Source organism: Caballeronia sp. LZ033 (genome assembly GCF_031451265.1).
GTDB lineage: Bacteria > Pseudomonadota > Gammaproteobacteria > Burkholderiales > Burkholderiaceae > Caballeronia.
Genome location: NZ_JARUXQ010000001.1, coordinates 2,795,403 through 2,817,007 on the forward strand (window position 1 = coordinate 2,795,403; position 21,605 = coordinate 2,817,007).

The following is a 21,605-nucleotide window of genomic DNA, read 5'->3' on the forward strand; positions in this document are numbered from 1 at the left end:
CCGCGCTGCGCTCGTCCGACGCGACACAAGGAGCGACATAAGGCGCGGCACAGGGCGCGGGTTTATCATGTGGCGCACGCCGCCGTTTTTTTCCACACTAAGAAGTCTGCCTTTCTCCCGCTTGCCCTATGAATCGCGAAGAAGCCCTGCATATTTTCAGCCATTCCGAAGAGATCGTGACGGCCGCTGAAGTCAACGCCTCGATCGGCAAGATGGCCACGGCCATCAAGGCGGCGACGCAAGACGACTTTCCGCTGGTGCTCTCGGTCATGGGCGGCGCGGCCGTGTTCACCGGCATGCTGCTGCCGCATCTGGATTTCCCGCTCGAGTTCGATTACATCCACCTGACGCGCTATCGCAATGCCATCAAGGGCGGCAGCGAGATGCAGTGGCGCGTGGCGCCGGCGGAATCGGTGAAGGATCGCACGGTGCTCGTGCTCGACGACATCCTCGACGAAGGCGAGACCATGGCCGCCATCCGCGACCGCATCATGGCGATGGGCGCGAAGACGTTTCTCTCGGCGGTGCTGTGCGAGAAGATCATTCCGAAGGCCAAGCCGCTGCGTCCGGATTTCTGCGGCTTCGAAGTGCCGGACCGCTATGTGTTCGGCTGCGGCATGGACGCCAAGGGCTACTGGCGCAATCTGCCGACCATCCGCGCGCTGACCGAAGGCGCATGAGGCTTGTGCGCCTCCAATAAAAAAGCGGCCTCGGCCGCTTTTTTTACAGCTGATGCACGAAAGTGCGTATGCCGGTGAGCATCATCTCGACGGAAATCGCCACCAGCACGAGCCCCATCAGCCGCTCGAACGCCGTCACCACGCGCTCGCCGAGCCATTGCTGGATCTTCTCCGCGAGGATCAGCACGACGGCGCAGACGAGCATCGTCACCGTCAGCGCGCCGATCCACTCGAACATCTTGCCGGGCGCCTGCGAGGTCAGCAGCATCACCGTTGCAAGGGCCGACGGCCCCGCCAGCGCCGGAATGGCGAGCGGCACGATGAGCGGCTCGCCGCCGCGCGAGTCGCCGCCCATGGCGCCGTCCGGATGCGGAAAGATCATCCGCAGCGCGATCAGGAACAGCACGATGCCCCCGGCGATGCGCAATGAAACATCCGTGAGGTTCATTGCGCGCAGGAACCGGTCGCCGGCCAGCATGAATACCAGCAGGATCACGAACGCAATCGCCACTTCCCGCAGCACGACCACGCGACGCCGCTCCTTCGCGACGCCGCGCAGCGCGTTGATGAAGATCGGGATGTTGCCAAGCGGATCGGTGATCAGCAGCAACAGGATCGTCGCCGACAGGAAGTTGTATTGCATTACTTCCCGAGCGCGGCCCGGACCTTGCCCGTCACGACAGCGGCCGCTTCCTCGACCGGCAGCAGCGTGGCTTCGGTATCGCGACGGCCCTGGTACTCGAGCTTGCCTTCCTTGAGCCCGCGATCGCCGATCACGATGCGATGCGGCACGCCGATCAGTTCCCAGTCGGCGAACATCACGCCCGGACGCTCGCCGCGATCGTCGAGAATCACGTCGATGCCGGCTTCCTGCAGCGCGGAGTAAAGCGCATCGGCCTGCTCGCGGACGGCGTCGCTGCGGTCATAGCCCATCGGGCAGATCACCACTTCGAACGGCGCGATAGCTTCCGGCCAGATGATGCCGCGCTCGTCGAAGTTCTGTTCGATCGCCGCGCCCAGCACGCGCGTCACGCCGATGCCGTAGCAGCCCATCTGCATCGGCGCGGGCTTGCCGTTTTCATCGAGGATCGTGGCGCCCATCGCTTCCGAATACTTCGTGCCGAGCTGGAACACGTGGCCCACTTCAATGCCGCGGCAGATTTCGAGCGTGCCCTTGCCATCCGGCGACGGATCGCCCGCGACGACATTGCGGATATCCGCCACTTCGGGTTCCGGCAGATCGCGGCCCCAGTTCACGCCGGTGGTATGGAAATCCACTTCGTTGGTGCCGACGACAAAGTCGCTCATGTTCGCGACCGTGCGGTCGGCGATCACGCGCACCGGCTTCTTCGTGTTGAGCGGACCGAGGTAGCCCGGCGGCGTGCCGAACCACTCGACGATCTCGGCTTCGGTCGCGAAGCGGTATTCCTTCAGGCCCGGCAGCTTGTTGGTCTTGATGTCGTTGAGCGAGTGATCGCCGCGCAGCATCAGCAGCCAGATGGTGGGCTCGGCGCCGTCGTTTTCCGTCGCGAGAATGATCGACTTGATGGTCTTTTCGAGCGGAATGTTCAGCAGTTGCGCGACGGCTTCGCACTTGGCGGCGCCCGGCGTCGGCGTCTTCTTCAGTTCTTCCGTGGGCGCAGCGCGCTGCGCGATGAGCGGCAGCGCTTCCGCGGCCTCGACGTTCGCCGCGAACTCGGAAGCCGGGTTATAGGCGATGTCGTCCTCGCCCGTTTCGGCGATCACGTGGAACTCGTGCGAACCGCTGCCGCCGATGGAACCGTTGTCCGCCGCCACCGCGCGGAACTCCAGGCCGATGCGCGTGAAGATGCGCACGTACGCGTCGTACATCTTGCGATACGACTCGGCAAGGCCGTCGAGGTCCTTATCGAAGGAATACGCGTCCTTCATGATGAACTCGCGGCCGCGCATCACGCCGAAGCGCGGACGGATCTCGTCGCGGAACTTGGTCTGGATCTGATAGAAGTTCACCGGCAACTGGCGATAGCTCTTGATATCGCGGCGCGCGATGTCGGTCACGACTTCCTCGTGCGTCGGGCCCATCACGAAGTCGCGTTCGTGACGATCCTTGAAGCGCAGCAGTTCCGGACCGTATTGTTCCCAGCGCTTCGATTCCTGCCAGAGTTCGGCGGGCTGCACGGCGGGCATCAGCAATTCGAGCGCGCCCGCGCGGTTCATCTCCTCACGCACGATGGCTTCGACCTTGCGGATCGAACGCAGGCCGATCGGCATGTAGTCGTAGATACCGCCCGCGACGCGGCGGATCATGCCGGCGCGCATCATCAGCTTGTGGCTGACGATCTCGGCGTCGGCGGGAGCTTCCTTGAGAGTGCCGATGAAGAAACGGGATGCTTTCATTCAATTTTTCCAAGAGCGGCGCGTGCTGCGCTGCGGGTGAGCGCCGAAGCAGGCGAAACGAGGGTGAACAACGGAAACGGTCGACGGCGTTGCATGGAGCGGAGCTGTGTCTTGCGCCGGCCACTCGCCTGTCTGAAGCGAAGATTTTGCCGCCTTCCGGGTGGTCTGGCAAAGCGTCTGGCGCAGCGTTGCAGACGCGGCGCCGGATTCGTGCCCCGGATTGGGGTTCCTGCCGGTGCGCCAGGCCCGTTAACTGTTTATAATCAAAGCAATTTTAAAGGATTCGAAGGTGGTTGTATGCTGGATCGTGAAGGCTTTCGCCCGAACGTCGGCATCATCCTCTTGAACGCGCGCAACGAAGTGTTTTGGGGTAAGCGACTGCGTGAACATTCCTGGCAGTTTCCGCAAGGGGGTATCAAATACGGCGAGACCCCCGTGCAAGCGATGTATCGGGAGTTACACGAAGAAACCGGTTTGCTTCCTGAACACGTGAAGGTCATGGGTCGCACCCGTGACTGGCTGCGTTATGAGGTGCCGGACAAGTTCATCAAGCGCGAGGTGCGCGGACATTATCGCGGTCAGAAACAGATCTGGTTTCTGCTGCGCATGGTGGGCCGCGATTGCGACATCTGCCTGCGTGCGACGGACCATCCGGAATTCGATGCCTGGCGCTGGAACGAGTATTGGGTACCGCTGGATGCGGTCATCGAGTTCAAGCGCGACGTTTATCAACTGGCTCTCAACGAGCTGTCCCGCTTCCTGCGGCGCACCAACTCCCGCGGTGAACGCGGCGAGCGAGCCGCGCATCATGGGCGCGCTATCCGCGCGTGCTCCAGACGATAACGATCGAAGCACCTGCGGTAACTGCCTCCGGCGCGGCAGTTCAGGCAGAATGCACGGTCAGCGAAGAAGTGACGGTGATCGTGCAGCAGCGTTCACCGTGCGACTGAGTTCCCTTGTTTCAGGTTCTCGGTTCTTCGCACACTTTGACACTCGGCATGACTTGAAGCGGCAGCCCGGCGATACACTCGCCGGGCTGTTGTTTCCATTTCGCCTTTAGCGCCGGGCGGGGTGCCCGAAGCCCGCGCGCATGTTTCCGGGAAATCCAATTGAAAGTCACAGCTTCACTCGCGTTGCTCGCGGCATCCACGGCCGCACTCGCCGTGCTCGCCGGCTGCTCAAGCTCCAAGACGCCGTCGAATCAGGATGACGGCGTCTTCACCTATCTGCTCGACCGCAAGAGCACCTGGGCCGAAGACAAGATCGACACGATGCCGCCGCTGCCGAAGGAAGCGAATCTGCTGCCCTTCAACGTGTCGCAGAACACGCCGCTCAACTTCGCCGTCGACAAATCCACGCTGACGGTCGGCAATGATGGCGTCGTGCGCTATGTGGTCGTCGTCACGAGTCCGGCCGGGGCGCGCAACGTCAACTATGAAGGCATCCGTTGCGACACGTATGAGTGGCGCCGCTATGCCAGCATCAATGACGATCAGAACGGCTGGGACCAGGGCGCCGCGTTCGACTTCAAACGCATCGAGAACGGCGAACTGAACGCCTACCAGGCCGCGCTCTATCAAGACTACTTCTGCACGAGCAAGCTGGTGGTCGGCACGGCCAAGCAGATTGTCGAGAACATCCAGTACAAGCGCACCCAGCGTTCGATCAACACGCGCTGATCACGGCCGCCACGCATGCAAAAAGCCCGCGGACCTTGCGGTCTGGCGGGCTTTTTTACGGCTGCGGTCTTGATGAACCGGCGTCAGACGAGCACCAGGTTGTCGCGGTGGATCAGCTCGGGCTCCAGCATGTAACCCAGCACGCTCTCGATCTCGCCGCTCGGCCGCCGATGAATCAGCCGCGCTTCCGAACTGCTGTAGTTCGTGATGCCGCGCGCCACTTCGCGGCCCTGATCGTCGATGCACGCAATCACCTCGCCACGGCCGAACGCGCCCTTCACGTCGATCACGCCGATCGGCAACAGGCTCTTGCCGTCGGCGGTGAGCTTGTTCACGGCGCCCGCATCGATCACGACGTGCCCGCGCACCTGAAGGTGATCCGCCATCCACTGCTTGCGCGCCGCCATGCGCGCCGTGCGTGCGATAAGCTGCGTGCCGATCAGTTCGCCCGACGCAAGCCGCGTCAGCACGTCGGCCTCGCGGCCGCTCGCGATCACCGTGTTCGCGCCACTGTGCGCCGCGCGCTTCGCCGCGAGGATCTTGGTCAGCATGCCGCCGCGGCCGAGGCTCGAACCGGCGCCGCCAGCCATTTGCTCGAGCTCGGGCGTGCCGGCATCGGCCTGCTCGACGAGCGTCGCGCTGGCATCCTTGCGCGGATCCGCCGTGAACAGGCCGCGTTGATCCGTGAGAATCACGAGCGCGTCGCCTTCGATCAGATTGGCCACCAGCGCGCCGAGCGTGTCGTTGTCGCCGAACTTGATTTCGTCGGTGATGACGGTGTCGTTCTCGTTGATGATCGGCACCGCGCCCAGCCGCAGCAGCGTGAGCAGCGTCGAACGGGCGTTGAGATAGCGTTCGCGGTCGGCCAGGTCGGCGTGTGTCAGCAGGATCTGCGCGGTGCGGATGCCGTGCGCGCCGAAGCTGCTCTCGTACACCTGCGCCAGCCCCATCTGTCCGACGGCCGCCGCCGCCTGCAATTCGTCGATCTCGCGCGGCCGCTTGCTCCAGCCGAGCCGGTGAATGCCTTCCGCGATCGCGCCCGAACTCACGAGCACGACTTCCTTGCCCTGTTCGCGCAGCGCCGCGATCTGCGCCGCCCAGCGGCCGATGGCCGCATGATCGAGCCCGCGCCCGTCGTTGGTGACGAGGCTGGACCCGACTTTCACTACGATTCGCTTCGCTGCGGCGATGACTGAACGCATCGTGCGCTTTCTCCCTCGGAAGGCGTGTTCTTGAAGCTCGTTCTTTGATGCTCGTCGTTACTCTTTGCTGGCCTGGTCGTCGCGGAAACGCACGTCGGCGGCGAGATCTTCCTCTTCCGCCGCGCGCGACGCATCCGAGTGCTGCGAGATGTAGTCGAACACCGCGTAGGTCAGCGCTTCGCAGCCCTGGCCCGTCAGCGCCGAAATCTCGAACACCGGACCGTCCCACTCGAAGCGCTCGACGAAGTCCTTCACGCGCGCTTCGCGCTCGTCTTCCGGCACCATGTCGAGCTTGTTCAGCACGAGCCAGCGCGGCTTTTCATAGAGCTGCTCGTCGTACTTGCGCAGTTCGTTGACAATTGCCTTGGCCTCGGCCACCGGATCGACGTTTTCATCGAATGGCGCCATGTCGACCAGATGCAGCAGCACGCCGGTGCGCTGCAGATGGCGCAGGAAGCGATGGCCGAGCCCCGCGCCTTCCGCCGCGCCTTCGATCAGGCCCGGAATGTCGGCGATCACGAAGCTCTTGCTCGGCCCGACGCGCACCACGCCGAGGTTCGGCGCGAGCGTCGTGAACGGATAGTCGGCGATCTTCGGCCGCGCGTTCGACACCGACGAAATGAACGTGGACTTGCCCGCGTTCGGCATGCCGAGCAGGCCGACGTCGGCGAGCACTTTCAGTTCGAGCTTGAGCATGCGGCGCTCGCCCGGCTTGCCTTCGGTCTTCTGCCGCGGCGCGCGGTTCGTGCTCGACTTGAAATGCAGGTTGCCGAGGCCGCCCGCGCCGCCCTGGCCGACGAGCACTTGCTGATTGTGTTCGGTCAGGTCGGCGATCAGCTCGCCGGTTTCCTGATCCGTGATGATGGTGCCGACCGGCATGCGCAGCGTGATGTCGTCGCCGCCCTTGCCGTAGCAGTCGGCGCCGCGGCCGTTCTCGCCGTTGCGCGCCTGGTGTTTCTTCGCGAACCGGTAGTCGATCAGCGTGTTGATGTTGCGGTCCGCGACCGCGTAGACGCTGCCGCCGCGGCCGCCGTCGCCGCCGTCCGGCCCGCCGAACGGAACGAACTTCTCGCGGCGCATCGACGCGCTGCCATCTCCTCCGTCGCCGGCGATGACTTCGATCCTCGCTTCGTCAATGAACTTCATGCGTTGCTCCGTCCCGTGTAATTCGAGCTATTGTGCCGCGACCCGGCGCTGCCGGTCACTGGCCTTGATGAATCCTGCCGATGCGCAATTGCTGCGCATCAAATGAAAAAGGCCCCGCGAACTTCGCGGGGCCCTGGATTTTCGACCTTGCGGCCTTGATCCTTTTTTCGGTCCTGAAGCCCGTGCGTAAAATTTACGCTGCCGGGACGACGACGACCGTATGCTTGCGGGCAGCGCCCTTGGTCACGAACTTCACGTGACCGTCGGCCAGTGCGAACAGGGTGTGATCCTTGCCGATGCCGACATTTTCACCCGGGTGCATGCGCGTGCCGCGCTGGCGAACGATGATGCCGCCTGCGTTGATTGCCTGGCCGCCGTACACCTTCACGCCGAGACGCTTCGACTCGGAGTCGCGGCCGTTGCGGGAAGACCCGCCTGCTTTTTTGTGTGCCATTTGCTTAGCTCCTTAACCGGTGCGCTTACGCGTTGATCGCGTCGATGCGCAGTTCGGTGTAGTTCTGGCGATGGCCAGCGTGCTTTTGGTAGTGCTTCCGGCGACGCATCTTGAAGATGGTCACTTTCTTGTGACGACCTTGAGACACGACAGTAGCCTTGACGGAAGCCCCACTGACCAGCGGCGTACCGAACTGAATCGATTCACCTTCGCCTACTGCGAGAACCTGGTCGAGCGTGATTTCAGCGTCAATGTCTGCCGGTATCTGTTCTACTTTCAATTTTTCGCCGACAGCAACCTTATACTGCTTGCCGCCGGTTTTTATGACCGCGTACATTGAGAACCTCACTCTGAATTCAAACTTGTTTCTCCGGATTTCCTGTAGCTTCCTGGAGATCACGAAGACTTTCCACGCACCACGCGCGGAAAACACGCGATTATACATGGGGTTACGCCCGAGGTCAAAGCGCTTTGCCTGTCGCCGCGCTGAGCCGGACCCCATGCGAACCCCGGTCAAATGCCGTCGAACGGCGTCCGAAATTCCCTCATACCCGCGGATGCGTGACGGCGTGCCCCCGTCGTCCGGCCGATTCGCCTTATAATCCGCCGGATTACCTTAACCGCCCATCATGTCGTCCACCGCCACTTCCTCCCCCAACGCCGCCGCGCTGCTCGCCCCGATTGCCGAGGACATGCAGCAGGTCAATCGCGTCATCCGGCAGCGCCTGGCATCAGAAGTGATGCTCATCAACCAGATTTCGGAGTACATCATCGGCGCGGGCGGCAAGCGGCTGCGTCCGGCGCTCTTGCTGCTGGTTTCGGGCGCGCTGGGGGACACCACCGGACATCGCCATGAACTCGCCGCCGTGGTCGAGTTCATCCACACGGCAACGCTCCTGCACGACGACGTAGTCGACGAATCCGACCTGCGGCGCGGCCGCCAGACGGCCAATGCGCTGTTCGGCAACGCGGCGAGCGTGCTGGTGGGCGATTTCCTGTACTCGCGCTCGTTCGAAATGATGGTGAGCGTCGGCAAGATGCGCGTGATGGAAATCCTGTCGGTGGCGACAAACATCATTTCCGAAGGCGAAGTGCTGCAGTTGCTCAACATGCACGATCCGGACGTCGACGAAGCGCGCTACATGCAGGTGATCCGCTACAAGACGGCAAAGCTGTTCGAAGCGGCGGCGCAGCTCGGCGCGGTGCTGTCGGGCGCGGATGCGCGCACCGAAGCGGCGGCGGCGGAATTCGGCCGGCGCATCGGCACGGCGTTCCAGATCATGGACGACTGGCTGGACTACACCGGCACGCCCGAGTCGATGGGCAAGAACGCCGGCGACGACCTGCGCGAAGGCAAGCCCACGCTGCCGCTCATCTACCTGATGGAGCACGGCACGCCGGAACAGGCGGCGCTCGCGCGCGAGGCAATCGAACAAGGCGGCACGGACCGCTTCGACACGATATTCCATGCCATCACCACGTCCGGCGCGCTCGATCACACGCTGGAGTGCGCGCGCAAGGAAGCAGAAGCGGCGGCGAACGCGATTTCTTCGTTCCCCCCTTCCATCTACAAAGAGAGCCTGCTAGAATTATGTTCTTACTCGACATCGCGGCAGTCTTGAAAGAGACTAAAGCGGCGCAAGAGTCTGAGTCGAGTAGGTCCGCAGTAGTCAGTCAGCAGTAAAAATTCGGGGTGTAGCTTAGCCTGGTAGAGCGCTACGTTCGGGACGTAGAGGCCGGAGGTTCGAATCCTCTCACCCCGACCAAAATTTCCGAAACCCGCATGGTCCGCCATGCGGGTTTTTTGTTTCCGGCGACCGTGTTTCAGCTTGCTTATCCTGTATCAGCCAGAAGGGCTGGCGGCAAGGTCGGAAACCCCGTCTGCTATATTTCCTTCCATCTCCGCCCCTACCGACCAATCGCGTGGACAGCCTCCCCTTATGGGCGCAAATTTGCGCCATCTTTCTGCTGCTCTTCCTGTCCGGTTTTTTCTCCATTTCCGAAACATCGATGATGGCGCTCAACCGTCATCGGCTGAAGTATCTCGCGAGCCAGGGTTCGCTGCGGGCCCGCACTACCCAAGGCCTCCTCGCCAAGACTGACCAGTTGCTGTCCGTGATCCTGATCGGCAACAACCTGATCAACACGATCATCCCGGTGCTGACCACGTCGATCGCGCTGCGCACCTTCGGCCACAACAACATGGTGCTGTCGATCACGACCGGCGTCATCGCGTTCCTCATCATCGTGTTCGCGGAAATTGCGCCGAAGATCGTCGGCGCGACTTATCCCGAGAAGGTTGCGCTGCCCGCGAGCCTGATTCTCGCGCCGCTGATGCGCATCGCGCGGCCGCTCATCTGGTTCGTGAACCTGTTCGCCAACGCGATCCTCGCGGCGCTGCACATCAACACGAAGAACAAGCGCGACCAGCGCATCTCGCCGGAGGAATTGCGCACCATCGTGCTCGAAACCGGCAGCTTCATGCCGACCAAGCACCGCAGCATCCTGCTGAACCTGTTCGATCTCGAGAACATTTCCGTCGATGACGTGATGATTCCGCGCCGTCGCATCGAGGCGCTGGACTTCGATGCGCCGTTCGAACAGATCCTGCATCAGCTCGAAACCTGCTATCACAACAAGCTGCTGGTGTATCAGGGCGACATCGACCGCGTGATGGGCATCCTGCACGTGCGCAAGACGCTTTCGGCGCTGCATAACCAGGAGCTGGAGCGCGAGACGCTGCGCGAACTGCTTGCCGAGCCCTATTTCGTCCCGACAGGAACGCCCGTCTTCCAGCAATTGCAGTATTTCCAGGAAAGCGGCCAGCGGATTGCCATCGTGGTCGACGAGTACGGCGAACTGCAGGGACTCGTGACGCCCGAGGACATCATCGAGGAACTGATCGGCGAATTCACCACGACCATTCCACGCGGCGCCGGCTCACGCGGCGGCTGGGATGCCAAAGGCGAATGCATCGTGGCGGGCAGCATGCCGTTGCGCGAACTGAACCGCTGGCTGCACCTGACCCTGCCAACCGACGGCCCGAAGACGCTCAACGGACTGATCCTCGAAACGCTTGAGGACATTCCGGACGGCGACGTCTCGGTGCGCATCGCGGGCGTGACGTTCGAAGTGATGCGCAGCGACGATCAAGCCATCCGCACGGTGAAGATTTTCCAGCCGACACCGCCGGCCCGGCGCAGCACGCGCTAGCCATTCGGACGACTGGGCGTGCCGGCGTGCACGCGGGATGATCGTTTCATTCCGACTGCGACGACCCCACGCCATGACCCACCCTTCACGCGAAGCATTCGCGCGCCCGTCTCACCTCGCCGACCCCGCTCCGGACAACGAGGCGCCTGCCGTCTCGCTGCTTGCCGAAACGCTGCGCGAGGCGGCGGCGCGCGGCGCGTCCGATATCCACGTCGAACCTGCCGAGCATGACTGGCGCATCCGTGTGCGCGTCGACGGCGTGCTGCACGTGCTCAGGCGTCCGCCGCCGCATCTGCGCGACGCCTTCGTCACGCGCATCAAGGTGCTGGCGCGCATGGACATCGCCGAGCGGCGCGTGCCGCAGGACGGCCGGCTGCGTCTGCATCTGGCGGGCGGGCAGGTCGGCGACTATCGCGTGAATTCGCTGCCTACGCTGTTCGGGGAAAAGCTGGTGCTCCGGAGGCTCGACGCGCTGCCGCCCGATCTGTCGCTCGGCGCGCTCGGGCTCGACGAAGCGCAGAGCCGCGTCGTCGAAGGAGCGATCCGCGCGCCGCACGGGCTCGTGCTCGTGACGGGGCCCACCGGCAGCGGCAAGACGCTGTCGCTCTATTGCTTCCTGCAACTGCTGAACGCCGAGGCGCGCAACGTATGTTCGGTGGAGGATCCGGTCGAGATCCAGCTCGCCGGCATCAATCAGGTGAGCGTGCGCGAAAAGGCCGGGCTGACCTTCGCTGTCGCGCTGCGGGCGTTCATGCGGCAGGATCCGGACGTCATCATGGTGGGCGAAATCCGCGACGCCGAAACCGCCGATGTCGCCGTGAAGGCCGCGCAGACCGGCCATCTCGTGCTCTCCACGCTGCACACCAACGACGCGCCCGCCGCTATCGCGCGGCTCATCGACATCGGCATCGCGCCTTATAACCTCGCGTCGGCGCTGCGGCTCGTCACGGCGCAGCGGCTGGTGCGCAAGCTTTGCACGGCGTGCCGCGCAGCCTCGGCGCTGGCGCTGGACGGCGGCTTCCATCCCTTCGAGCCGCGCGGGTGCCCGGCGTGCCATGGCATCGGCTATCGCGGGCGGATCGGTGTGCATCAACTGATGCCCGTGTCGGATCAACTGCGCGAACTGATCGTCGCGCGTGCCGCCACGCATGCCATCGCGCGCGCCGCTCAGGCGCAGGGCATGCCGGCGCTGCGGGAGGCGGCCTTCGCCCGCGTGCGCGAAGGCGTGACGAGCGTTGCCGAGGCCGCCGAAGCAACGGAGCTCGAATGATGCGCGCCGCCATGCAGGAAGGATCGGAGCTGCGCTACGCCTGGCGCGGGCTGGATGCGGACGGCCGCGAACAGCGCGGGCGGATCATCGCCGTCGATGCGCCGTCGGCCCGCGCGGCGCTGCGGCGCAACGGCGTCATCGTCACCGTGCTCGATATGACGGGCGTCGCGCCGCCGCCGAAAGCCACCGCCGCCGAGATCACCCTTTTCACGCGCCAGCTGGCCAGCCTGCTGCGCGCGGGACTGCCGCTCGCCGGCGCCCTCGATCTGATCGGAAACAGCACGACGCGCAGCGGACTGCCGCGCATCGTGCGCGCGCTATCCCGTGGCATCACGCGCGGCCTGCCGTTTTCGGCCGCGCTCGCGCATCATCCGGACGCGTTCGGCACGCTCTACTGCCAGCTGGTCTCGGTGGGCGAAGTGGCCGGCGCACTGCCCGCGGTACTCGCGCGTCTCGCCGACGATCGCGAGCGCGCCGCGTCGCAACGCGCCCGGCTGCGTGCCGCGCTGGCCTATCCGGTGATGGTGCTGCTGCTGTCGCTGGCGATCACGGCGGGACTGCTGATCGGCGTCGTGCCCACCTTCAAGACGATCTTCGACGGCTTCGGCGCCGCGCTGCCCGCGCCCACGCGCTTCGTGCTTGCGCTCTCCGACGGCGTCGCTCGCTTCGGTGTGCCGTTCTTCGCTGCGTCGGGCTGCCTCGCGCTGGCCGCGTGGCGCTGGCTGAAGCGCTCGCCGGATGCGCGCGAAGCGGCGGATCGACTGAGCTTGCGCCTGCCGCTGATCGGCTCGCTGTTGCGCGCGCTGGCCGTGGCGCGCTGGAGCCGTGCGCTCGGCACCTTGCTGTCTGCCGGCACGCCGCTGTCCGATGCCTTCGATTCGCTCACCCACGCTACCGGCAACCGCGTCTTCGACCGCGCGACTGTCGAGATCGCCGCGCGCCTGCGCAACGGCGAGCGGCTCGCGGTCGCCATGCGCGCGCCAGGTTGCTTCCCGCCGGACGTGGTGCAGCCTATCGCCGTCGCTGAGGAATCCGGTTCGCTCGACGCCATGCTGCTCGACCTCGCCGCCTTGGCCGATCGTCAGGTCGACGAGCGCATCGGCGGCTTTGCCAGCCTGTGCGAACCCATCGTCATTGCCGTGCTGGGCGCGCTCGTGGGCGGTCTCGTCATAGCGATGTATCTTCCCATCATTCAGCTCGGCAACGTGGTGTAGCATCGCGGGCCAAAGCCATCCATCGTTCATCATGCAACCCTCGTTCGATCCGTCCGCCGCGCATGTCGCCAGCCGCTACGCGGAAGCCTTCGCGATGCTGCCCGTCGCCGCGCAGTACGGGTTCGCCATCGTGTTCGGTCTCGTGATCGGCAGCTTTCTGACGGTGGTCGTGCATCGCCTCCCGGTCATGCTGGAGCGCGCCTGGCGGGCGGAAGTCGCCGCCGCCGCCGCGGATGGTCCGAACACGTCGAGCCCCGCCGAAACCGACTCCTACCCCGCGCGTTACAACCTCGCCGTGCCGCGCAGCGCGTGTCCGCACTGCGGGCATGTGTTGCGCGCCTGGGAGAACATTCCCGTGGTGAGCTATCTCGCACAACGCGGACGTTGCTCGGCATGCGGCGCGCGCGTGAGCCCGCGCTATCCGCTGACGGAACTGGCAACCGGCGCGCTCGCCGCGCTCGCGCTGTCCGCGTACGGTCCGGGATGGGACGCGCTCGCCGCCTTCGGACTGTGCGCGACGCTGCTCGTCGCGGCCCTCATCGACTACGACACGCGCTATCTCCCCGACGTATTGACGCTGCCGCTGCTGTGGGCGGGCCTCATCGTCAATCTGGGCGACACAGGCTTCACCAGCTTGCAGAACGCGGTGAGCGGCGCGATCGCCGGGTATCTGTTCCTGTGGTCCGTGTACTGGCTCTTCAAGCTCGCGCGCGGCGTGGAAGGCATGGGCTACGGCGACTTCAAGCTGTTCGCCGCCATCGGCGCCTGGCTTGGCTGGGCGCCGCTCGCGCAGGTGGTCCTGATCGCGGCCATCGCGGGCGCGGCATTCGGCATCGTCGCGACGATGCGCAAGCGCATGCGCTTCGAAGAGCCCCTGCCGTTCGGACCGTTTCTTGCGGCCGGCGGAGCAATCACGCTGTTCGTCGGCACCCCGCTGTACGCCATGTTCGGATGAACGCATCGGCATCTTAGGAGAACCTGCGCGCATGTTCAGCATCGGACTTACCGGAGGAATCGGCAGCGGCAAGAGCACGGTCGCGGATCTGTTCGCCGCACGCGGCGTACCGCTGATTGACACCGATCTCATCGCACACCAGATCACGGCGCCGGGCGGCGTCGCCATGCCGCTGATCGCCGCGGAGTTCGGCCAGGACTTCGTGGCGGCGGACGGCTCGCTGGACCGCGCGAAAATGCGCACGCTCGTCTTCTCCGACGACACCGCGAAAGCACGCCTCGAAGCCATCGTGCATCCGCTCATCCGCGCCGAGACAGAACGGCAACGTCATAGTGCAGCGGGTCCGTATCACATCGTGGTCGTGCCTCTGCTGGTGGAATCCGGCTCGTGGTCGGAGCGCGTGTCGCGCGTCCTCGTGGTCGACTGTCCGGTCGAAACGCAGATCGCGCGTGTCATGCGCCGCAACGGCTTTGCGCGCGAACAGGTGCTCGCGATCATGGCGAAGCAGGCAGCACGCGAGACCCGGCTCGCCGCCGCCGACGACATCGTCCTCAACGACAATTCCGCCACGCTCGATCACCTCGCCGAACAGGTGAACACGCTTCACGCGCGCTATCTGACACTCGCGAACGGCAGCGCCTGAGTTGCCCGAACGTCTCGAAAGTTCCCGCTTTTGCTTCGAAAGACGCAACGAGAGGCCCGATTTTGCCCTGATTTGCTAGGGTGAGGATGCGGCATTAGAATGTGCTCACTTCCGCTCAAGGAAGCAACCGACCCACGCCGAGGCGAGCGCGCTTGATCCTTTACGAGTACCCCTTCAACGAGCGCATCCGGACGCTGTTGCGGCTCGAAGACCTGTTCGAGCGCTTCACGTTCTTTCTGACTCAGGAAGACGCGCGCGAACATCACGTCGCGCTCACGACGCTCTTCGAAATCGCCGAAGTGGCGGGCCGTACGGATCTGAAAGCCGACCTCATGAAGGAACTCGAGCGGCAGCGGCAAACGCTCGCACCGTTCCGCGGCAATCCGGGCATCGAACAGGAAGCGCTGGAAGCGGTGCTCGGTGAAATCGAGCAGACGCTCGCCGGCCTCACCGACATGCACGGCAAGACGGGCCAGCACCTCGCCGACAACGAATGGCTCGCGAGCATTCGCAGCCGTACGATCATTCCCGGCGGCACCTGCAAGTTCGATCTTCCGTCGTACTACGCGTGGCAGCAGTTGCCCGTGGAGGAACGTCGCCAGGACATCGCCAAATGGGTCATGCCGATGCTCGCACTGCGCGACGCGGCCGCCATCGTGCTGCGCCTCGCCCGTGAATCCGGTCAGGCGTCGAAAGTAATGGCGATGCAGGGCAGCTATCAGCAGATGTTGTCCGGGCGCACTTATCAGCTGATGCAGGTGCGCGTCTCGCCCGATACGCGCGTCATTCCTGAAGCGAGCGCGAACAAGTACATGCTGTGGGTGCGCTTCACGGTGCAGGACGGCGACCTCAAGCCGCGCGCAGTGGACGTCGACGTGCCCTTTCATCTGACGCTTTGCAGCCTTTGAATCCGGAGCGGTCTGGCCTCATATGGTCAAATACCGTCTGTAACCGGCTCGAATCGCACCCGTCATGACCACTGTCGTCAAATGCCCGACCTGCAGCAAGGATGTCCGCTGGGTCCCTGAAAACCGCTTTCGCCCGTTCTGCTCGGAGCGCTGCAAGCAGATCGATCTCGGCGCGTGGGCGGCCGAGAAATACAAGATCGCGGGGAATGCGCAGGAAACGCCGCCGGACGACGACCAGCACGGCGGCCTGAACTAAAGCTCGATCAGAGCCTCGAAAAGTCTTATTCCCGCTCTTCTTCTTCGAGCCATTCCAGAATGGGAATGGCCGCCGGAAGCAGCGGCGCCACTTCGACAGGCAGCGTCTGCCACGCAATCGCCTGTCCCTCGCGGCCGAGCGGCGTGCCCTTCCACTCCGTCACCTTGCAGAAGAACAAGCGCACGTAGGCATGCGGGTAATCGTGCTCGAGCGTGCGCCACAGCTGGCACGCGGTGACATCGATGCCCAGTTCCTCGTGCAGTTCGCGCCCGAGCGCCGCCTCGATGCTCTCGCCCGCCTCCAGCTTGCCGCCCGGAAACTCCCAGTAACCCTCATACGGCTTGCCGGCGGGGCGTTGCGCGAGCAAATAGCGGCCGTCGTGCTGCACCATCACGCCGACGGCCACTTCCGTCACCTTGCGGCCGTCGGGCGCGAGATCGCTCTGTGCGCCGCTCACTGCTTGCGTCCCGACCAGTCGCGCGCGAACTGCCACGCCACGCGTCCCGAGCGCGAGCCGCGTTCGAGCGCCCACACCAGCGCATCGCCGCGCGCGCCTTCGATCTCTGCGTCAGCGCAGCCGAAATGCTTCAGCCAGTGGCCGACGATCGCCAGGTAATCATCCTGCTTGAACGGGTAGAAGCTGACCCACAGGCCGAAGCGCTCGGACAGCGAGATCTTCTCTTCGACGACTTCGCCCGGATGAATCTCGCCGTCGGACGTGTGCTTGTAGGTCTCGTTGTCGCTCATGTACTCGGGCAGCAGATGGCGGCGGTTCGAGGTCGCGTAGATCAGCACGTTGTCGGACTGCGCGGCTACCGAGCCGTCGAGCGCCACCTTCAGCGCCTTGTAGCCCGACTCGCCTTCCTCGAACGAGAGGTCGTCGCAGAACACGATGAAGCGCTCGGGCCGCGCCGAAATCAGATCGACGATATCGCCGAGATCGTGCAGATCGTCCTTGTCCACTTCGATCAGACGCAGGCCGTCCTTCGCGTAGGCATTGAGGCACGCCTTGATCAGCGACGACTTGCCCGTACCCCGTGCGCCCGTCAGCAACACATTGTTCGCAGGCAGCTTCTTCACGAATTGCAGCGTGTTCTGCTGGATCAGCCCTTTCTGGCGATCGATGTTCTGCAGGTCGTCGAGCGAGATGAGCGAAATGGCCGGCACCGGCTGCAGGAAGCCGCGGCCCTGACGCTTGCGCCAGCGGAACGCGACCGCGGCTTCCCAGTCGATGTCCGGCGCCGCGGGCGGCAACATGCCTTCGATGCGCGCGAGCACTGCTTCGGCGCGCGTGAGAAATTGTTCGAGCTTGTCCATTGTCGGTATCGTTGCGCGCCGCCCGATCAGGAGCGATAGTCGGCGTTGATGCTCACGTAATCGTGCGAGAGATCGCACGTCCAGATGGTGGCCTGCGCGTTGCCGCGACCAAGCAGCACGCGAATCGCGATTTCGCTCTTCTTCATCACGCGCTGGCCGTCTTCTTCCTTGTAATCCGGATTGCGCCCGCCCGCTTTCGCGACCAGCACGTCGTCGAGATAGAGATCGACCTTGCCGACATCGAGGTCCGTCACGCCGGCATAGCCGATCGCCGCGAGAATGCGGCCGAGGTTCGGATCCGATGCGTAGAACGCCGTCTTCACGAGCGGCGAATGACCGATCGCGTAGGCAATCTGACGGCATTCCGCTGCATCGCGGCCGCCTTCGACGGTCACGGTCATGAACTTGGTCGCGCCTTCGCCGTCGCGCACGATGAGTTGCGCCAGTTCCTGCGCCACTTCGGTCACGGCATCGCGCAGCGCGGCGTAGGCCGGGGAATCGGTGGACGTGATGGCGGGCAGGCTCGACTTGCCCGACGCGATCAGGATGAACGAATCGTTCGTCGAGGTATCGCCGTCGATCGTGATGCAGTTGAATGAGCGATCCGCCACATGCTTCACCAGCGCGTCGAGCACCGGCTGCGCGACGTTGGCGTCGAAGGCGAGGAAGCCGAGCATCGTCGCCATGTTCGGCTTGATCATGCCCGCGCCCTTGCTGATGCCCGACAACGTGACCACGTGCCCGTCGATGGTGACCTGACGCGACGCGGCCTTCGGCAGCGTGTCGGTCGTCATGATGGCCTGTGCGGCGTCGAACCAGTGCGCCGGCTGCTGGTTCGCGAGCGCGGCAGGCAGGCCGGCCTTCAGGCGGTCGAGCGGCAGCGGCTCCAGAATCACGCCGGTCGAGAACGGCAGGATCTGTTGTGCGTCGAGGCCGGCCAGGCGCGCCAGTTCCGCGCAGGTCTCGCGCGCGATCACCATGCCCGGCTCGCCCGTGCCCGCGTTCGCATTGCCGGTATTCACGACGAGCGCGCGAATGCCCTTGCTGCCCTGACCCGCCGCCGCGAGATGCTCGCGGCACACGATGACCGGCGCGGCGCAGAAGCGGTTCGTGGTGAACACGCCGGCGACGCTCGCGCCTTCATCGACGCGGATGACGAGCACATCCTTGCGATTGGGCTTGCGGATATTCGCCTCGGCCCAGCCTAGCGTGACGCCGGCGACGGGATGAAGCGCTGCGGGATCGATCGAGGGAAAGTTGACGGCCATGTTCGCGTCTCGCTGAGGATGGCGCGTGCCGGCGGATGCACCGGCACGGGATGAAAGACTGACGCGGACCGGCTGAGCCGGACCGGCGCCGTGAAAAAGGGAATCTGCAAAAACAAACGACGCATCGCTGCGTCGCTTGTTCTGTGTCAGCAGCGATTAAGCCAGCTTGCCGTGACAGTTTTTGTACTTCTTCCCGCTGCCGCACGGGCAGGGATCGTTGCGGCCGACCTTCGGCACGTCGTCGACACCGCGCGTCACGACGCTGACGTCCTCGCTGCCCGCGCCCGCCATGGCCTGGCTGACCATCTGCGCGGCGGCGTTCGCGGCGCTGGCGGCCGGGGTGGGTTCGGCGGCGGGCGCGTTGAAGTCCGCGTGCTGGAACGACACGTTCTCCAGATGGCTGCCCTTCTCTTCGTACTGCTCGGCCGCTTCTTCCAGTTGTTCCGGCGACTGGATCTGCACGTTCATCACGACCCGCGTCACTTCCTGCTTCACGGAATCGAGCATCGCGGCGAAGAGTTCAAACGCCTCGCGCTTGTATTCCTGCTTCGGATTCTTCTGCGCATAGCCGCGCAGATGGATGCCCTGACGCAGGTGATCGAGCGCGGCCAGATGCTCGCGCCAGCGGCTGTCGAGCGTCTGCAGCATGATCGAACGCTCGAACGCGCTGAACGATTCGCGGCCCACCAGCGTCACCTTCGCTTCATACGCTTCGTCGGCGGCGGCGAGCACGGCTTCGGAGATTTCCTCGGCATCGATCGAATTCGACTCGTTGATCATCTCCTGCACCGCGAGATCCAGCGACCACTCGTTGCGCAGCACCTCTTCCAGCTCGGGCGCTTCCCACTGCTCCTCGATGCTGCCCGCCGGCACGAACGTGCGCACCACGTCGCCGATCACGCTCTGGCGCATCGCCGCGATGGTTTCCTGCACGTCGTTGGCTTCGAGCAGTTCGTTGCGCTGCTGGTAGATCACCTTGCGCTGGTCGTTGGAGACGTCGTCGTATTCGAGCAGCTGCTTGCGGATGTCGAAGTTGCGCGCTTCGACCTTGCGCTGCGCGCCCTCGATGGAACGCGTGACCATGCCCGCTTCGATCGGCTCGCCTTCCGGCATCTTCAGACGATCCATGATGGCGCGCACGCGGTCGCCCGCGAAGATGCGCAGCAGCGGATCGTCCAGCGACAGATAGAAGCGCGACGAACCCGGATCGCCCTGACGGCCGGCACGGCCGCGCAGCTGGTTGTCGATACGGCGCGACTCGTGACGCTCGGTGCCGATGATGTGAAGGCCGCCCGCGGCCTTCACATTGTCGTGCAGCGTCTGCCATTCGTCGTGCAGCTTCTGGATGCGCGCGGCTTTCTCGTCTTCGGGAATCGAGAGATCGGCCTCGATGAACGACGCCTGCTTCTCGACGTTGCCGCCCAGCACGATGTCGGTGCCGCGGCCGGCCATGTTCGTCGCGATGGTGACGACGCCCGGACGCCCCGCTTCCGCGACGATGGCCGCTTCACGTGCGTGCTGCTTCGCGTTGAGGACTTCGTGACGCACGCCGGCCTTGCCGAGCAGGTCCGACAGCAGTTCGGACGCTTCGATCGACGTCGTGCCGACCAGCGTAGGCTGACCGCGCTCGACACAGTCCTGGATGTCGCGGATCACCGCGTCGTAGCGCTCTTTTGAGGTCTTGTAGATCTGATCCTGCTTGTCGACGCGCTTCGGCGGCCGGTTGGTCGGGATCACGACCGTTTCGAGACCGTAGATCTCGTTGAATTCGTAGGCTTCCGTGTCCGCCGTGCCGGTCATGCCGGACAGCTTCGCGTACATGCGGAAGTAGTTCTGCAGCGTGATGGAGGCGAGCGTCTGGTTCTCGGCCTGGATCTGCACATGCTCTTTCGCTTCCACAGCCTGATGCAGGCCGTCCGACCAGCGGCGGCCGGTCATCATGCGGCCGGTGAATTCGTCGACGATCACGACTTCGCCGTTCTGCACCACGTAGTGCTGGTCGCGATGGAACAGCGTGTGCGCGCGCAGTGCGGCGTACACGTGGTGCATCAGCGTGATGTTCTGCGGCGCGTAGAGGCTTTCGCCCTCGCCGATCAGGCCCCACTCGGCCAGCAGGCGTTCGGCCTTCTCGTGGCCGGATTCGGTCAGGAACACCTGACGCGCCTTTTCGTCCAGCGTGTAGTCGCCCGGCTTCTCGACGCCGGTGCCGTCGGCCTTTTCCTCGCCGATCTGCTGTTCGAGCAGCGGCGGCAGCGCGTTCATGCGGACGTACAGGTCCGTATGGTCTTCCGCCTGGCCGGAGATGATGAGCGGCGTACGCGCTTCGTCGATCAGGATGGAGTCCACTTCGTCGACGATCGCGAAGTTGAGCGGACGCTGCACCCGCGCGTTCGGCTCGTAGACCATGTTGTCGCGCAGGTAGTCGAAGCCGAATTCGTTGTTGGTGCCGTACGTGATGTCCGCGGCGTAGGCTTCCTGCTTCTGCTCGTGCGCCATCTGCGAGAGATTCACGCCGCAGGACAGGCCGAGGAAGTTGTAGAGGCGCGCCATCCATTCGGCATCACGCTGCGCGAGGTAGTCGTTCACCGTGACGACGTGCACGCCGCGGCCCGACAGCGCATTCAGATACGCCGCGAGCGTGGCGACGAGCGTCTTGCCTTCGCCGGTGCGCATTTCCGCGATCTTGCCGTAGTGCAGGACCATGCCGCCGATCAGCTGGACGTCGAAGTGACGCATCTTCAGCACGCGCCGGCTGGCTTCGCGGCACACCGCGAACGCCTCGGGCAAGATCACGTCCAGCGACTCTCCGCCCGCGACACGTTGACGGAATTCGTCGGTCTTGGCGCGCAGTTGATCGTCCGAATACTTCTCGACGGTCGGCTCGAGCGCATTGATCGCCGCAACGGTCTTTTGGTACTGCTTGACCAGCCGCTGATTGCGGCTGCCAAAAATCTTTTGAAGGAAACCGGTCGTCATCGGATCAGTGTCTGCGTCGCGGCTTCGGACGGGCGACAGCACCAA

Annotated in this window: 20 protein-coding genes, 1 tRNA gene and 1 pseudogene; 12 read left to right on the forward strand and 10 right to left on the reverse strand. The window is 64.3% G+C overall.

Annotation, left to right across the window (positions count from 1 at the left end; translation table 11 throughout):
* Positions 1-128: 128 nt before the first annotated feature.
* Positions 129-680 carry a hypoxanthine-guanine phosphoribosyltransferase gene (locus QCE62_RS13030; protein ID WP_309809915.1) on the forward strand — a complete coding sequence of 184 codons (552 nt, stop codon included), beginning with the start codon at positions 129-131 and terminating at the stop codon, positions 678-680.
* A gap of 43 nt (positions 681-723) precedes the next feature.
* Here the strand turns inward: QCE62_RS13030 and QCE62_RS13035 are convergent, their stop codons facing one another.
* Both QCE62_RS13035 and QCE62_RS13040 read right to left on the reverse strand, forming a co-directional pair.
* A complete protein-coding gene (locus QCE62_RS13035) occupies positions 724-1,323 on the reverse strand; it encodes a MarC family protein (protein ID WP_309833395.1) in 600 nt (199 codons plus the stop codon).
* Positions 1,323-3,059 carry a proline--tRNA ligase gene (locus QCE62_RS13040; RefSeq protein WP_309918536.1) on the reverse strand — a complete coding sequence of 579 codons (1,737 nt, stop codon included), beginning with the start codon at positions 3,057-3,059 and terminating at the stop codon, positions 1,323-1,325. The genes QCE62_RS13035 and QCE62_RS13040 overlap by 1 nt, the downstream gene beginning before the upstream one ends.
* Positions 3,060-3,356: 297 nt before the next feature.
* On the opposite strand from QCE62_RS13040, the pseudogene QCE62_RS13045 reads away from it, so the two are divergent.
* Together QCE62_RS13045 and QCE62_RS13050 are read left to right on the forward strand one after the other, a co-directional pair.
* A pseudogene (locus QCE62_RS13045) lies at positions 3,357-4,009 on the forward strand (RNA pyrophosphohydrolase).
* Positions 4,010-4,168: 159 nt separating this feature from the next.
* Positions 4,169-4,738, forward strand: coding sequence for a CNP1-like family protein (locus QCE62_RS13050; RefSeq protein WP_309918538.1), 570 nt, complete (start codon positions 4,169-4,171; stop codon positions 4,736-4,738).
* A gap of 83 nt (positions 4,739-4,821) precedes the next feature.
* Here QCE62_RS13050 and proB read toward each other — a convergent pair whose 3' ends face one another.
* The 4 genes from proB to rplU all read right to left on the reverse strand — a co-directional run bounded on the left by proB (position 4,822) and on the right by rplU (position 7,877).
* Positions 4,822-5,940 (reverse strand): glutamate 5-kinase, encoded by a 1,119-nt coding sequence (proB, locus tag QCE62_RS13055; RefSeq protein ID WP_309918539.1) that lies wholly within the window; start codon positions 5,938-5,940, stop codon positions 4,822-4,824.
* Between the two features lie 57 nt (positions 5,941-5,997).
* Positions 5,998-7,086, reverse strand: a complete 1,089-nt coding sequence (cgtA, locus tag QCE62_RS13060; RefSeq protein ID WP_309918542.1) for an Obg family GTPase CgtA — start codon at positions 7,084-7,086, stop codon at positions 5,998-6,000.
* A 193-nt stretch (positions 7,087-7,279) separates the two neighbouring features.
* The gene (rpmA, locus tag QCE62_RS13065; RefSeq protein ID WP_014192314.1) at positions 7,280-7,540 is read right to left on the reverse strand and encodes a 50S ribosomal protein L27; all 261 of its coding nucleotides are present in this window, start codon (positions 7,538-7,540) and stop codon (positions 7,280-7,282) included.
* A gap of 25 nt (positions 7,541-7,565) precedes the next feature.
* Positions 7,566-7,877 (reverse strand): 50S ribosomal protein L21, encoded by a 312-nt coding sequence (rplU, locus tag QCE62_RS13070; RefSeq protein WP_008342953.1) that lies wholly within the window; start codon positions 7,875-7,877, stop codon positions 7,566-7,568.
* Positions 7,878-8,169: 292 nt separating this feature from the next.
* Between rplU and QCE62_RS13075 the strand changes: the two genes are divergently transcribed.
* The 9 genes from QCE62_RS13075 to yacG all read left to right on the forward strand — a co-directional run bounded on the left by QCE62_RS13075 (position 8,170) and on the right by yacG (position 15,999).
* Complete coding sequence (locus QCE62_RS13075; protein ID WP_309918544.1) at positions 8,170-9,162, forward strand: polyprenyl synthetase family protein; 993 nt, start codon at positions 8,170-8,172, stop codon at positions 9,160-9,162.
* A 67-nt stretch (positions 9,163-9,229) separates the two neighbouring features.
* Positions 9,230-9,306, forward strand: a tRNA-Pro gene (locus tag QCE62_RS13080).
* Between the two features lie 157 nt (positions 9,307-9,463).
* Positions 9,464-10,753 carry an HlyC/CorC family transporter gene (locus QCE62_RS13085; RefSeq protein WP_309918546.1) on the forward strand — a complete coding sequence of 430 codons (1,290 nt, stop codon included), beginning with the start codon at positions 9,464-9,466 and terminating at the stop codon, positions 10,751-10,753.
* 73 nt (positions 10,754-10,826) lie between these two features.
* A complete protein-coding gene (locus QCE62_RS13090; RefSeq protein ID WP_309918549.1) occupies positions 10,827-12,023 on the forward strand; it encodes a GspE/PulE family protein in 1,197 nt (398 codons plus the stop codon).
* The gene (locus QCE62_RS13095; protein ID WP_309918551.1) at positions 12,020-13,237 is read left to right on the forward strand and encodes a type II secretion system F family protein; all 1,218 of its coding nucleotides are present in this window, start codon (positions 12,020-12,022) and stop codon (positions 13,235-13,237) included. The genes QCE62_RS13090 and QCE62_RS13095 overlap by 4 nt, the downstream gene beginning before the upstream one ends.
* A gap of 31 nt (positions 13,238-13,268) precedes the next feature.
* Positions 13,269-14,192 carry an A24 family peptidase gene (locus QCE62_RS13100; protein WP_309918554.1) on the forward strand — a complete coding sequence of 308 codons (924 nt, stop codon included), beginning with the start codon at positions 13,269-13,271 and terminating at the stop codon, positions 14,190-14,192.
* 31 nt (positions 14,193-14,223) lie between these two features.
* Entirely contained in the window at positions 14,224-14,835 is a 612-nt protein-coding gene (gene coaE / locus QCE62_RS13105) for a dephospho-CoA kinase (protein ID WP_309918557.1), read from the forward strand.
* Between the two features lie 152 nt (positions 14,836-14,987).
* Positions 14,988-15,743 carry a cell division protein ZapD gene (gene zapD / locus QCE62_RS13110; protein WP_309809957.1) on the forward strand — a complete coding sequence of 252 codons (756 nt, stop codon included), beginning with the start codon at positions 14,988-14,990 and terminating at the stop codon, positions 15,741-15,743.
* Between the two features lie 64 nt (positions 15,744-15,807).
* Positions 15,808-15,999 carry a DNA gyrase inhibitor YacG gene (gene yacG / locus QCE62_RS13115; RefSeq protein ID WP_309918562.1) on the forward strand — a complete coding sequence of 64 codons (192 nt, stop codon included), beginning with the start codon at positions 15,808-15,810 and terminating at the stop codon, positions 15,997-15,999.
* A gap of 25 nt (positions 16,000-16,024) precedes the next feature.
* Here yacG and QCE62_RS13120 read toward each other — a convergent pair whose 3' ends face one another.
* From QCE62_RS13120 to secA, 4 genes are all read right to left on the reverse strand, one after another.
* Complete coding sequence (locus QCE62_RS13120; RefSeq protein ID WP_309918565.1) at positions 16,025-16,456, reverse strand: NUDIX domain-containing protein; 432 nt, start codon at positions 16,454-16,456, stop codon at positions 16,025-16,027.
* Positions 16,453-17,316, reverse strand: coding sequence for an ATP-binding protein (locus QCE62_RS13125; protein ID WP_309918567.1), 864 nt, complete (start codon positions 17,314-17,316; stop codon positions 16,453-16,455). The genes QCE62_RS13120 and QCE62_RS13125 overlap by 4 nt, the downstream gene beginning before the upstream one ends.
* Before the next feature lie 26 nt (positions 17,317-17,342).
* Positions 17,343-18,584, reverse strand: coding sequence for a bifunctional glutamate N-acetyltransferase/amino-acid acetyltransferase ArgJ (gene argJ, locus QCE62_RS13130; protein ID WP_309918570.1), 1,242 nt, complete (start codon positions 18,582-18,584; stop codon positions 17,343-17,345).
* Between the two features lie 156 nt (positions 18,585-18,740).
* Entirely contained in the window at positions 18,741-21,560 is a 2,820-nt protein-coding gene (gene secA, locus QCE62_RS13135; RefSeq protein ID WP_309809975.1) for a preprotein translocase subunit SecA, read from the reverse strand.
* Positions 21,561-21,605: the final 45 nt, after the last annotated feature.